This window comes from Porifericola rhodea, assembly GCF_030506305.1.
Lineage (GTDB): Bacteria > Bacteroidota > Bacteroidia > Cytophagales > Cyclobacteriaceae > Catalinimonas > Catalinimonas rhodea.
Genome location: NZ_CP119421.1, coordinates 195682 through 209537, shown reverse-complemented (window position 1 = coordinate 209537; position 13856 = coordinate 195682). Strand labels below are relative to the sequence as shown.

Annotated in this window: 8 protein-coding genes; 4 read left to right on the top strand and 4 right to left on the bottom strand. The window is 39.6% G+C overall.

Features of this window, described 5'->3' with window-relative positions:
* Nucleotides 1-99: 99 nt before the first annotated feature.
* Genes PZB74_RS00870 through PZB74_RS00855 form a run of 4 tightly spaced genes read right to left on the bottom strand, consistent with a single transcriptional unit; the run spans nt 100 to nt 4069 of the window.
* The gene (locus tag PZB74_RS00870; protein ID WP_302240001.1) at nt 100-2268 is read right to left on the bottom strand and encodes a flotillin family protein; all 2169 of its coding nucleotides are present in this window, start codon (nt 2266-2268) and stop codon (nt 100-102) included.
* 30 nt (nt 2269-2298) lie between these two features.
* On the bottom strand, nt 2299-2922 hold the full coding sequence (locus PZB74_RS00865) for an OB-fold-containig protein (protein ID WP_302239999.1): 624 nt from the start codon (nt 2920-2922) through the stop codon (nt 2299-2301).
* Nucleotides 2923-2924: 2 nt separating this feature from the next.
* Nucleotides 2925-3638 carry a PspA/IM30 family protein gene (locus tag PZB74_RS00860; RefSeq protein ID WP_302239998.1) on the bottom strand — a complete coding sequence of 238 codons (714 nt, stop codon included), beginning with the start codon at nt 3636-3638 and terminating at the stop codon, nt 2925-2927.
* Nucleotides 3639-3670: 32 nt separating this feature from the next.
* Nucleotides 3671-4069, bottom strand: coding sequence for a YbjN domain-containing protein (locus tag PZB74_RS00855; RefSeq protein WP_302239996.1), 399 nt, complete (start codon nt 4067-4069; stop codon nt 3671-3673).
* A 76-nt stretch (nt 4070-4145) separates the two neighbouring features.
* Here PZB74_RS00855 and PZB74_RS00850 point away from each other — a divergent pair, with 76 nt between their 5' ends.
* The 4 genes from PZB74_RS00850 to PZB74_RS00835 all read left to right on the top strand — a co-directional run bounded on the left by PZB74_RS00850 (nt 4146) and on the right by PZB74_RS00835 (nt 13113).
* Nucleotides 4146-4925, top strand: a complete 780-nt coding sequence (locus tag PZB74_RS00850) for an XRE family transcriptional regulator (protein WP_302239995.1) — start codon at nt 4146-4148, stop codon at nt 4923-4925.
* 409 nt (nt 4926-5334) lie between these two features.
* Nucleotides 5335-8835 (top strand): PAS domain S-box protein, encoded by a 3501-nt coding sequence (locus PZB74_RS00845; protein WP_302239993.1) that lies wholly within the window; start codon nt 5335-5337, stop codon nt 8833-8835.
* A 582-nt stretch (nt 8836-9417) separates the two neighbouring features.
* Nucleotides 9418-9915, top strand: a complete 498-nt coding sequence (locus PZB74_RS00840; protein ID WP_302239992.1) for an NYN domain-containing protein — start codon at nt 9418-9420, stop codon at nt 9913-9915.
* A gap of 324 nt (nt 9916-10239) precedes the next feature.
* Nucleotides 10240-13113, top strand: coding sequence for a M16 family metallopeptidase (locus tag PZB74_RS00835; protein ID WP_302239990.1), 2874 nt, complete (start codon nt 10240-10242; stop codon nt 13111-13113).
* The last annotated feature ends 743 nt before the right edge of the window (nt 13114-13856 follow it).

Here is a 13856-nt window from a genome sequence, read left to right as displayed (position 1 = left end):
AAATTAAGGAGCTATACAATGGAAGGGTCAGTAGGAGAAAGCAAGAGAGCGGAAAACTCCGCCCTTATGCCTCTCAGTTCATCATCATGGTAATCATGCTTAAAGTTTGATATTCTGGACAGGTTCGTCTGCCATTCCGGCGGTACGTGCTACTGCCAAAAGTTTGTTTAGCTCATCTTTAAGCGAAGGTTGCTCAGTTTTGCCCATCATTTTCATGAGTAGTGCAGAGACCGTAAGGTTCTTCAGGTCTTCTGAGTTCATTCCAAATTGGCCTATAAACTTCTTAAGGTTATCTCCAAAAGAGGCACTACCATTTCCGTTGCCCAGCAGATTGTTTTTCAGACCAGTAAGTGCCTGGCTGTTTCCGATCATACCATCTATTGCTTTACCTTTGGCAATTGAGCCCATAATCTGATCAAACAGCATGGTTTCACCGCCAATAATGTCTATTCTGGCAGATTTCAGTGCATCACCTATTACCTGAGCCTGCGCATCGGCTATATCTTTCTGAATGTTGATTTTTGCCATTTCCAGCACTTTCTCGGTTTCTAGTCTGAGTCTGAACTCTTCATGATCTTTACCTGCACCATCCAGTGCCTGCATTGCCTGAGCTTTTTCGCGTATACCTTTAGCTTCAGCAGTCATCTTCTCTTCCAGTACGCGTGCCTGTGCCATACCTTGCTTTTCTTCGGCAGTAGCTCTGTCCTGAATTACTTCAGCTTCTGCTTTACCTTTCTCTCTGTTTACTTTTGCCGCTACCAGCCCCAGCTTTTCGTCAGCCTGAGCCTGAGCTTCGGCACGCATGCTAATTCCTTTAGCATCCGCTTCTGCCTGTGCTTCAATGACACCTGCTTCGGCTTCGCCTTCTTTTTCGCGGGCAGCTGCTTTAGCCTCCATAACCTGTGCTTCTGACAGACCAATAGCAGCTTTTTGAGCAGCTTCAGCTTCGGCCATAGTTTTGATAGCATTGGCGCGATGTGCTGCAGAATCCTCTTCTGCCTGGGCATCTATCATCAGCTGTTTCGCTCTATGTTCAGAAGCCTGTTTGGCGGCTTCGGCAGACTTAATTTCTTTAACCAAAGCTTCCTGAGCATCACGTTCAGCATTTTTAATGGCCACCTGCTTGTTTCGTTCAGCTTCAGCCATTGCCCTGGTGTCTTTAATTTTCTCTTCTTCCTCTACCGTAGATTTCTCTACCACTACTCGCTCACGTATCACTTCCTGTATATTTCTACGTTCCTCTTCCAGTGATTTTTCCTTCTCTATTCTGGCCAGCTCAACTACGCGCTCCCTCTCGGTAGCTTCCAGCATACGAGCTTGCTCTACTCTTTCTACTTCTATGGCGTCTGCACGCTCCTTATTACGCTGAGCTACCAGTACCTGACGATCTTTGTTCTGTTCGGCAATACCAATTTCTTCTTCGGTAAGAATACGTGCCTGTTCCGCTTTTTTGTGTTCTTCCTGTCGTACCTTTTCTCTCTCAGCAGCCTCACGAGAACGTATGTTAGATACCTCACGTTGCTGACGCTCCTGCTTTTCTATAAGTTGGCGCTCTAGCTCAAGTATGGTTTCTTCAGCTTCTACATCCTGCTTTTTTAAGGTCTTTTTCTTTTCATTTTCAATCAGGTTAGATTGAATTTTTTGCTGGGCAGTAAGATCAATAATTTTTTTGATACCCTCTGAGTCCAGTATGTTTTCTGTGTTGAGGTGCTCAATAGGCGTTTGTTCCAGATAGTCTATGGCACAGTCATCCAGGATATAACCATTAAGGTCGGTACCTATTTCTTCTAGAATTTTTTCTTTAAATTTAGCTCTTGAGTTGTACAATTCTACAAACTCAAAATGCTTTCCTACAGTCTTAAGCGCTTCAGAAAATTTAGCATCAAATAGCATTTGTAGCTGCTCCTTATCAGAGGCACGAGCACAGCCTATTGATTGTGCCACATGCACCACATCTTCGGTAGTTTTATTTACCCTGATAAAGAATGACACTTTGATATCTGCCCTTAAGTTGTCACGACAGATAAGGCCATCCTTACCCATACGGTTAATTTCCATGGACTTTAAAGTGATGTCCATGACTTCCAGCTTATGCAAGACTGGGACTACGAAAATTCCTGAAAAAGAAACCTTTACATCGCCTAGTCCGGTACGAACCAGTGCTTCTCCCTGCACAGCCTTGTTGTACATTTTGATAACGAAGGCTATTAAGCCCACGAAAAATACTGCGCCGATCACTAGCAGCGCAATGAGCATCTGTTTTTCCATGATGATTTATTTTAGGGTGTTAAGAATGCGTTATGCAATGTAAGGCTCTATGAGGTAGACATTTCTATCTGCCAAATACTCCAGTACTATGGCGGTGTCGCCACTGAACATGCTGGTGCCTTCGTCAGTAATTACGTTGAGTAGGAGCGGAGCCCCACCGGTATCAACTTTAGCTTGCCCGGCTCTGGCATCATCTGCTGAGGTAATAAGCGTGCATATTTTACCGATTTGTCTTTCTCCACCATCAATGCTGTTTTCCAGATGGTTGAAAAGCTTCGTAAAAGGCTGAGTAGCAACCTTAGCTATAAATGCACTTAATATAAGAAGAGGAACAAGGATTAGTAATCCAAGTAGCAGAGATTGATTGTTCAGATAATAATTGGTCATGACCGAGCCTGACCATAAGGGGACTACCAGAAAGGTCATGAAAATCATGAAAGGTACCTGGCCTAAATTAAAAAACGACAATAAATTATTAAGCCAGGATACCGAAATCTCTCCATCAACGTCCGTGTCCATATCCACATCTATGTCTATGGCATCTACATCAACAGCACCAATGATTACAATTATCCAGTATACCATTACAAAAATAAGTAAGGCAGTAGGTAATAAGTTAGGTGCGGCAATGGCGGCGTTGAAAAGATCATTCATGACTATGGAGTGTTAGGGTTAATACCTAGTTTTTGTTTAAGGTCCTGTAGCTTTTGAGAGGAGGAAGCCTGCTCGCTCTCCAATGCCTGGTCAATTTCATCGTCCAGTGACTTAGGTTCAGCAGCTATTTCTCCGTATGACTGTGCTAAAGCTTCTTCCTGCTCTACTTTATTTTTCATGCGCTCCAGCATAGAAACGGTACTGGAAGTATCAATTTTAGCCAACTGCTTATTCATTGTTTTAGTGGCAGTACTTACCTTCATGCGAGCTTTGAGTGTGCGAAGTTCATTTTCCCACTGGCTAATATTTGATTTTAGCGTATTAATATTATGTTCCAATTTTAACACGGATTCATCATATTTTTTCTTTTCTGTAGCCAGATTCCTTACTTGTTGATCAGCATGCTCTTTTTTATTTAAAGCTTCTGCTGCTAGACGATCAGCCTCCGTGGCATCTAACTCATTTTTCTGAGCTTTCTGAAGCAGCAATATTGCCTTCTGCTCATATTGTTTGCTTACATCTTGCTGTTGGTTAAGTTCACGTTGTGTGCGTATAGCTAGTGCTTTCACTTCAGCCAGAGCGTGTAAGGCTTTATCAAGATCGCCTCGCATATCGCGAATTCCCTGTTCAGTAAGTTTAATAGGGTCTTCCAGGTGGTTGATGGCAGAATGTGCTTCTGCTTGTCCTACTTTGAGTATTCTTCTGAAAATGTTCATGTCAATGATTTATTAATGTGTATAATTTTGAGTTAATTTTCACTAGATATTTCAATAATTTGTTGAGTAAACTCACTCAATAGCAGCCCTAAGGAATTGAAAGTTGATTCCAGTTCATCAAGGTCCAGTGTGTCTAGTACCAGGGTATCTCTAAAGATGAGCTTAGTACCAGACTGATCCAGGGCAAAGGCCCCATGAATAATATCCCGGTTTTTTTGTAGTAGTAAGCGATAAGTCTCCAGGCTTACCTGCTTAATTTCGCAGAGATACTGCTCAATAATTAATATGGGCTCGGCACAGCATAGTACCATATGGCTTACGCCGGTCTCTTCATTATCTATGATGAGTATGCCCTCAGCTTCGTTTTCCTCAACTATTTCGTAATTGAGTTCGGTAAGGTAGTTTTTAACTTTAGTGTAGTAGGTGTTCATTGTATTTGTCATTTATACATAGTTTACGTATAATTGCTAATAAAGTTAGCATATCTAATAAAATTTGCAAATAAATATGTCTACAATCGGAAAAAACATTAAGAAAATAAGAGCAGTGAAGAAGATTAGTCAGGCTGCTTTTGCAGAAATGTTTAATCTATCCAGAGGAACAGTAGGTTCTTATGAAGAAGAGCGGGCCGAACCCAAGATTGAAACTATCATACAGATTGCTCAAAAGTTTGGCTTATCTATAGACATATTGTTAACTAAAGAACTGACGGTAAATGAGCTGTTCAAATTTGATCTCTTCAAACATGAGAAGAGTGCCAAGCCTGCTGAGGCAGATGTAGATAAAGATAGTCGGGAAGATGCCACACCTTTAGTAAGAAGTTCGCAGTATATTGAGTATGTCGTAAACCATCAGAATAAGGATTTTATCAACCGTCTGCCTTTTGTTCGTTTGCCGGACACTACTCAAAAAAAGTCTCGGGCTTTTGAGGTACAGGACGATAGCATGCGATGGCTGGATACAGGCCTGCATGTTGGCGATGTGCTCTCATGCTGCCCCCTAGAAGTAGATTTTAAAGATAAGCTGAAAGAAGGGCAAGTGTATGTGCTGGTGGTACAGGAAGGAATTTATGTTCGCCGATACAAACACACGAAAGAACAGTTATATTTTGTAGCAGATAATTCGCAGCACCCCCCTATAGTAGTAGACAGTACAGAGGTATCAGAGTTGTGGAAAGTAGAAGGTTTCTATAGTACTTATCTCAACCCACCACTATTAATTGAAGAGAGAGTATCCAAGCTAGAACAAAAAATGGCTGAAATTGAAAAGAGACTGACCGAACGCTAATTCACCGCTTTTTTAAATTTTTACTTTTTTACTGAATATTAGCACTGAAATAAGAAGTGTTTGATTTTAACTGTACTTTTTGTTCTATTACAATAAGATATTAAGCGGAGCAGAATAAATCATACATGAGCTTTGTTATATAGGTAACAATATTTTTGATGATTTATGAAATAATATTACCATTGCAGGCAAACTATCCGTACTACTTACCTAGCAAGAATTTGGGTTTGTAAAGTATTGAATGTCAATTTCTTAATGGGTATGTTTATTGGTGTAAATATGGTAAATGATTGTCATGGTGGATAGCCGCTTTGATTATCTTATAAGAATGTAACATCCACAAGTAGCCTATAGCTAAAACTTTCCTCTGCCAAAATCAATCTTAGTCTCACCAACATGATCTCATTATATGAGAAACCTGGAACTGGAATCCAATTACGAGCAATTAAATCAACTAAGTAAAGAAGAGCTGATAGACATCATTCAGCAACGCTCACCCTTTTACAGTGCTGATAAGGAACAAGCGGTTTATTCTTTCTATCAACAAATCTTTGAAGCTTCACCAGATGCCCTCCTGCTCATTCATCAGGATAGTAAGCAGGTTCTCATGTGTAATGAGGAGGCAAAGGTTATGTTTGAGCTAAATGATAAGTCAGAGCTAGTTGGCCGGCATGAGTACCAATTTCATAAAGCCTCAGCCAATCATGATAAGTGGAAAAGGTTTAGGGATAACTCATCCGAAGTAGCCTATGTAAGCTTAAAGAACAGAATTTTCTGGGGGTTAAGGGAGGCCCGACAGGTACAGATAGAAGGCGAAACCTACGAGCTTGTTAGAATTACTGATATTACGGCTCGTAAAGAGACTGAGCGTAGGCTTGCTTTTGACAAGGCACGGCTAAAAATGTTGGTAGAGTATACTGATGATCTGGTTTGGTCTATAGATAAACATCATTACGTTACGGAATTTAACGCAAAGGCGCAGAGGGAGGCAACTAAGTTTGCCGGAGTACAGATTGAGTTAAACAAGCAATTTTTTCCGGCATATGGAGCCTCCAGGTCTAGTGTAGAGTCTAATTGGCGTAATTATTTTAGCAGAGTACTTGCCGGTGAGAAGTTTACAGTACAGTACTTTTTCCATTTTGCCGGGCAAGACTTTTATTATGAGTTTCATTTTCACCCAATACTAAACCGGCAGAAGGTAGCTGGTGCTACTATTTTTGGTAGAGATATATCTGAGCGCAAATTGCAGGAAGAGAAGCTTCGCTATACTGAGAATCTTTACCGTAGTGTAATTAACACTCAGCATGAGATGATTTGCCGCTTTCAGCCTGATAGTACTATCAGCTTTGCTAATCATGCCTGTGTGAGGTTTCTGGGTAAACCTATAGATCAACTTTTAGGGAAGCGCTTTCTGGATATTATACCTGTTAATGATCAGCCACGCTTTATTAAAAAGCTAAGGCAGATTGCTAAAGATGGCAAACCATCTGCTGATAAGTATATGCTGGAAACGCTTGAAGGGCAGAGGTATTGGCATCATTGGACTATTATACCAGTATACAATCAGGATGGAATATTAGAAGAGTTTCAGGCAGCAGGTCTGGATATTACTTCTAAAACCATAGCTGAAAACAAACTCAAGACCAGCGAAGAAAGGTTCCGTACACTGGTAATGGCAGCCCCCGTAGGTATTTTTCTGACAGACAAAGAAGGCTTTTGCACCTGGACCAACAAAAAGCTACAGGAGATTGGTCATATAACTCATGAAGAAGCTCTAGGAGAAGGTATTTTCCAGAACTTACACCCGGAAGACAAAAGCAGATTGTTTAAATCATGGCAACTTGCCAGAGAGAAAGGAGAGCTGTTTCACAAGACAATAGATTGCCGCTATCTTCTTAAATCTGGCGCTACCAAATGGTTTTATGTAACCTTTACGCCGCTGATGGTAGAAGATCAGAGAGCTATCGGCTTCGTAGGTATTGTAGAGGACTTTACAGATCGTAAAGAGTCGGTCATTAAACTGAAAGAGAGCGAAGAAAAATACAAATATCTTTTTACCAACAACCCTAACCCGCTCATATTACTAGATTCTGCTACCGATGCCATACTTGACGTCAACGAGGCTGCTATCAACAAATATGGTTATAGCAGAGAGGAGTTTATAGGCATGCCTTCGCTTACTTTGTTAGGAGATGGAGAAACCAAACACGACTGGCAGTTTTCTGAGCGGCTAGATAACATTTCATCTTCATTTCATAAAGTAAGCAGGCATAAGACTAAAAATGGAGCTACCATCTATGCCAATGTGCAGACGCATATCTTCCAACAGGATGGCGGCACCAAAGAGCTGATTCTTATTGAAGACGTTACTGAAAGAAAGCAGTACGAAGATGAGCTGATAGCCACCAAAATAGAACTGGAGAAAGCTTTAAAAGCTAAAGACGAGTTTCTGTCAGTGATGAGCCATGAGATTAGGACTCCGCTAAATGTGATAGTTGGGTTGTCTACCTTACTGCAGCAACAGGCGCACCTACCAGCTCAGGATGAAACCATCAGCACTTTAAGTTTTTCTGCCGAGCATCTTTTAAGTCTTGTCAATGACATACTGGATTTCTCAAAGCTACAGGCAGGAAAAATATTGCTTGAAAATATTGCCTACGATATGGTAGAGCTCTCGCGCCGTACCATTCGTATGTTTAAAGCCCAGGCCGAAAGTAAAGGCATTAAATTACAACTGGAGATTGATGATCAGTTCCCTCAATGTCTGATGGGAGACCCTACCAGAGTAAGCCAGGTGCTGAACAACCTCTTGAGTAATGCGGTCAAATTTACTCATAAGGGTACTGTAAAGCTGATACTTAAACCAAACAAAGCCGATAGGTTTAGTATTATTATAAAAGATAGTGGTATAGGTATGTCTGCCGAAGAGCAGCAGCAGGTCTTTAAAGCCTTTACACAAGCTAACTCTTCTACCAACAGAAAATATGGAGGAACCGGCCTGGGGCTTACAATTACCAAAAAGCTGATTGCCCTGCAAAACGGTTCATTACAGCTGGAAAGTAAAGAGGGAGAGGGAACTACCTTTACCGTAGATTTACCGCTTCAGGAAGTTCAAGGTTCTGTATGTATGAATAGTTTTGTCCAGTTTGATAAAAACACACTTAGGGGATTGCATGTGCTCTATGTAGAAGATATGGAGCCTAACCAATTTTTAATGAAAGGTTTTTGCGAATATTGGGGAATACAGCTCCAGATCGCTACGAATGGGCAGGAAGCACTAGATATCCTTCAAAGTACTCAAAAGTTTGACGTCATTCTTATGGACATTATGATGCCGGTAATGGATGGCTATGAAACGGCTAGTAATATTAGAAGCATAAGGGGAGAGTACTTTAAGAAGGTTCCCATTATTGCTGTTACTGCGTCTGTATCTAACAAAGAGCAGCGCAAATATCTGAAGTATGGCATGAATGACTTCGTAGAAAAACCCATAGACTCTGAAGAACTGGCTGAGAAACTCTGCAAAAACGTGGCTAAAGCATCATTTCACAAAAAAGAAACTTCAAAAGCAAGCAAAGTAGGGCAGAAGAATATGTTTGCTCTGCTGGAAGAGTACCATCAAAAGAACCCTAATGCCTATAAAGATTTGTTGTTAACTTCTTCTGAGCAAATTAAAGAGTATCGCACGGCTCTTATGGTTGCACTTGAAGATAACAACATTAACTCTTTTAGGGAACAGGCTCATAATCTGGTCAATGTATTGTCGCATATTAAACAGAATGAGTGTATTCGTTTGCTGAAGCAAAGTAAAGATAGATTTGAATCTGATAAGGAGCGTTTGAGAGAGGATTTAGACGAAGCCTTTTCTCAGGTCTTCGCTTATATTGATGAGGAAGGCTATAAAAAGTAAAAACCTGTTCAAGCGAACAGGTCTTACTCCTAAACTACCTAAACTATGAGAAACAATTCTATGTACTCTGTTCATTTGAGTGATGAACTAAGTACATTACAAATGTGGCTTTGTTTTTCTTCTTTTCACATCGCCTAATAAAGATAACCTCACTGATGTAAGGCAAGCTACTCAAAGAATGCTTTTTCTAAGCTAGTTTGTCTCAACCACTCTAATACACTTGCTTATTAGTAACTACCCAATGTGCTTCCCAAATAGTAAATACGAAATTTCAGCCTTGGTATTTTGAATATTTTTAAGTGGGTGTTGTACTTAAGCTCTGCTATTCATTGCTTTTTAGTAGACTTATCTATTCCAAAAAATTTCTGCTCAAAAAATTCTCAAAAACACTTTTTCTTTTCAGAGGGTTAACTGGATGTAATTTTTAAATATGAAGTTGAACTGGCAGTAATCATTTTTTTCAAAGCGGCAGATAAGGCTTACCAAGAGCAACACAAAGCATAGCTTACCATGCACGAATTTGAGCAGATATTTAGACTGTCACTAATTTTTTTCACTAACCAGATTATACAATAAAATCAAATGAACAACTCTCCCGAAGTTAAGATACATCAATCTGTGGCCATACTTGTAGACGGCAACAACATAGAAATAAGCCTGCATAACCTTTTTAATAGCGACGATATCATGATTAACTTTGATACGCTTATCCCCAAACTACTGGATGGTAGAGGGCTCAACCGTCTTATCTATTTTAGGGAAGGAGAGAGCATTTCACATAAACTCGCCGATCGTTTACACAAATATTATTATGGTTCTGTAGTACCCTGCTACAAAGGAGCAGACATACCATTAAGCATTAAAGCTACCCAACTAGCCCATAAAGTGGACACTATTATTATCCTCTCCGGTGATGCTGACTACGTAGAATTGGTAAGGCACCTAAAATCTGAAGGAGTGCGGGTAGAAATAGCTGCAGTGGAACAAACCACCGCCGACATATTGGTAGAAGAAGCAGATTATTTTACTGCTATCGTTAAAGATGATTGCTTTGAGTACAAGCCCGTCGGTAAAAAGTAAGAATCAGGATAAACTTCCCAATATTTCATTTCTAAAAGTCAAATAATTTATACGCTCAACATACGTTCAAACAAATGTTTTCGGTTTGTATATATTTGATAATAAGTATTTTAACATAATTTTTTTGCTTTTAGTATTGGCTAGGGATCTTTAAATATTAAGGTGTTTACCCTCTGGTATATTTTGTGTATAAAATTGGAGGGGTGTAAGGTTTTTGGAAAAAAAATCATAATATTGGAGTACGTACCCTTCTCTCATGTCAGCTAATAAATGGTTAGCATTATATCCATTTGTACGCTATTGGTCTTAATTAATTAAACAGTCATGAAAAAACACATCAACTTTAACCTATTGAGTCTGTGTATACTTCTCAGTCTTTTGTTTGGCTATGCCCATGCTCAGGATACCGAAAATGTTACTGGCGAGGCTCTTCCCTCTGACCTAAGTACAGAAATACCGCTGGACTCCAAGATTATCAAAGGAAAACTTGATAATGGCCTGACTTACTATATTCGTCAAAACTCAAGACCCGAGAATAGGGTAGAACTTAGGCTAGCGCTAAATGCAGGTTCACTTATGGAAGATGATGACCAGCTTGGTTTGGCCCACTTTACTGAGCATATGGCATTTAACGGAACCAAAAGTTTTGAAAAGAATGAGTTGATAAATGTGCTGCAAATGGCAGGGGTTAAGTTTGGCGCACACTTAAATGCTTATACAAGCTTTGATGAAACTGTGTATATGCTTACTGTACCTACCGCAGATACCACATTAGAAAAATCTTTGCAGATATTGGAAGATTGGGCAGACGGGATCTCATTTGAAGATGAAGAAATTGACAAAGAAAGAGGAGTAGTGATAGAAGAGTGGCGTTTGGGGCAAGGTGCACAACGCAGAATGCTGGATGAGTTTTTACCGGTACTACTGGCGGATTCTCGCTACGAAAGTCGCCTGCCCATTGGTACTAAAGATATTCTTGAAAATTTTGACTATCAGACACTCAAGCGTTTCTATACAGATTGGTACCGTCCTGACCTGATGGCAGTAGTAGTAGTAGGAGACATTGACCCTTCTGCTATGGAAAAAGAGATTAAAGCCAGATTTGGCGACCTGAAAGCTCCTGCAAAACCTAAAGAAAGGCAATTGTATGATGTGCCTGCGCATCAGGACAGTAAGGTGGTGGTAGTGACTGATAAAGAAGCGACTTTCAATCAGATACAGCTTTTCTTTAAAGAAGAGCAGATGCCTAAGACTGAAGAGACTTATAATGACTACCTGAAGATGACAAAGCATAACCTTTTTACGGGTATGCTGAGTCAGCGTCTAAATGAGCTAACCCAGGCCGCTGACCCTCCCTTTATGAATGTGGGAGCTTATTATGGTAGTGTGGTGAGAGCTGTAAATGCTTTTCAGCAATATGCTATAGTTCCAGAAAATGGAATAGAAAGAGGGCTGCGAGTGATGCTGGAAGAAAACGAAAAAGTTAAACGATACGGATTTACCGAGACTGAGCTGGAGCGCTACAAAAAACGTATGCTTAGCAATTACGAAAAAGCATACAAAGAACGCGAAAAGACAGAGTCTTCTAGCTATGCTGGAGAGTATGTAAGAAACTTTTTAGAGCAAGAACCGGTGCCGGGTATTGCTTTTGAGTATCAGTTCGTACAGCAGTTTCTGGATAAAATCAGTCTGGAAGATGTAAATGCTTTAGCTGGTGAGTGGATGACGGACAAAAATATGGTAGCTGTAGTGATGGCTCCTGAGAAAGAGGGCGTTTCGGTGCCTAGCCAGGATGAGGTGAAAAGTATTATTGAAAGCATGGAAGGGATTGAGGTAGAAGCTTACAAAGATGAAGAAATAGCCTCTTCACTTATTGAAGATGTACCTGCACCTGCTAAAATTACAAATGAAAAAAACATAGATGAGATAGGGGTTACAGAACTAACTTTTGCTAATGGAGTAAAAGCTGTACTAAAACCGACCGACTTCAAGGATGATGAAATACTGATGACAGCTTACAGCCCAGGAGGACATTCTGTGTATAGTGATGATGTGTATTTTTCTGCTGCTAATGCTGACGGTATCGTGCAGCAGAGTGGAGTGGGAGACTTCTCTAATGTGGCATTACAAAAATTTCTATCAGATAAAAATGCTAATGCCAGTCCATACATTGGTTCATTAAAAGAAGGTTTTTCAGGTAGCGCCACTCCCAAAGATTTTGAGACGATGTTGCAGTTAATACATTTATATTTTACTGCTCCTCGTAGTGATGAGGCCTCATTTCAGTCATATATAAGCAAGTACAAAGCAATCTATCAAAATCTGCTCTCAAATCCACAGTATTTTTATCAGGATAAGGTGATGCGTATTATGTCTCAAAACCATCCGAGAGGAGGAGGTTTTCCTAGCGAGGAAGACTGGAATAGTGTAGGTTTTGATGAGGCGATGAAAATGTACAAAGAGAGGTTCTCAAATGCGGCTGACTTTACCTTTTTCTTTGTTGGTAATATTGATGTAGATAAAATTAAGCCACAGCTTGCTACTTATTTAGGAGCCTTACCTGCAACAAACCAACAAGAGAGCTGGAAAGATGTAGGTATCCGTCCTCCCGAAGGCGTAGTTGAAGAAAAAGTCATGAAAGGCACTGACCCTAAAAGTATGGTGCGCATATCCTTTACCGGAGAGATGGCTTATAGCAAAGAGGAAGCCTACGAAGTAAACTCATTAGTGCAGGCGCTTAACATCAAATTGATAGAAGAGATTAGAGAAAAGAAAAGTGGAGTATATGGTATCGGTGCCAATGCTAGTGTATCAAAATACCCTTATGAACATTATACAATCACAATCTCCTTCCCCTGTGCTCCAGAAAATGTAGAAGATCTGAGCAAAGCAGTCTTTGACGAAATACAAAAAATTAAAGACAATGGCCCTACTCAGGCAGATCTTATGAAAGTAAAAGAGACTCAGAGAAGAGAAATGGAAGTTAACCTTAAACAAAACAACTATTGGTTAAGTGCTCTGGAAGCGGCATATTTTACAGGGGCAGATCCTGTAAATATTGTTCAGTATGAAGATAAAATAGAAGGGCTTAACATCAAGAGCCTTAAAGAAACTGCAAATAAATATTTCAACTTTGATCAATACGTCAAGATAGTGCTTTATCCTGAAGAAGGTGCTGCTGAAGAATCTGGTCAATAGTTTAAAATATATATACCGTTCTTATTGAGCCTTGTACAATCTGTACAGGGCTTTTTTTTGGCTTTAGGTGTAATGTTGGTTACAAAATTTCAGAAAAATGTTAAGCTTTAAAAAAAAGCCTGCTCTCTCAGCAGGCTTTTTAAAATCACTTAGAAAAACTAGTCCTGTAGAAATTAATTTTTTCTAGGAGGAGTTTTAATCTGGTCTTTTGGAGGCATTGCGCTAGGATCTACAACGTCTTCGCTGCAACTGCTGAACATGATTGAGGCTGGAATCAGTAAAGCCAGAGACAATTTCGACAATCCTCTTAAAGAAATTCTCATAGTAAAGGTAGTTTGGTAGTTAAGAAAACAAATAATACAAACGATTAATCAAGGAATAGTGCATATGTAATATTCGCTAGAATTAATACTTTTCCAATATATAACAAAATGTATATTATATCAATTTTTTGTGATGTATTGGTGTATAGCGTATATTTCTTGTGTAAAAATTACACCTACACCAGTGCGATTATTATAAAATCAAATAAAAAAAGCGATGTGTAAAATGAGTCTATAATTAAACTATTCTAATAAGGCTAGAGTGTTAGTGTAAAAAATGTGAAGAAACAATAGCAACCAGATGATGTACAAATAACAGCGAGTCTATGAGAATTAATTATTGTGTAGGTTGAAAATGAGCAAACAAGCGTGTTTTTATGAAAATAATATTATGAAAATATTTAGTCGTTATTATTTACT

Excerpts from the sequence above, each read along its gene's own strand:
- PZB74_RS00870 (WP_302240001.1), bottom strand. The coding sequence starts at position 2,268 with ATGGAAAAACAGATGCTCATTGCGCTGCTAGTGATCGGCGCAGTATTT.
- PZB74_RS00865 (WP_302239999.1), bottom strand. The coding sequence starts at position 2,922 with ATGAATGATCTTTTCAACGCCGCCATTGCCGCACCTAACTTATTACCT.
- PZB74_RS00860 (WP_302239998.1), bottom strand. The coding sequence starts at position 3,638 with ATGAACATTTTCAGAAGAATACTCAAAGTAGGACAAGCAGAAGCACAT.
- PZB74_RS00855 (WP_302239996.1), bottom strand. The coding sequence starts at position 4,069 with ATGAACACCTACTACACTAAAGTTAAAAACTACCTTACCGAACTCAAT.
- PZB74_RS00850 (WP_302239995.1), top strand. The coding sequence starts at position 4,146 with ATGTCTACAATCGGAAAAAACATTAAGAAAATAAGAGCAGTGAAGAAG.
- PZB74_RS00845 (WP_302239993.1), top strand. The coding sequence starts at position 5,335 with ATGAGAAACCTGGAACTGGAATCCAATTACGAGCAATTAAATCAACTA.
- PZB74_RS00840 (WP_302239992.1), top strand. The coding sequence starts at position 9,418 with ATGAACAACTCTCCCGAAGTTAAGATACATCAATCTGTGGCCATACTT.
- PZB74_RS00835 (WP_302239990.1), top strand. The coding sequence starts at position 10,240 with ATGAAAAAACACATCAACTTTAACCTATTGAGTCTGTGTATACTTCTC.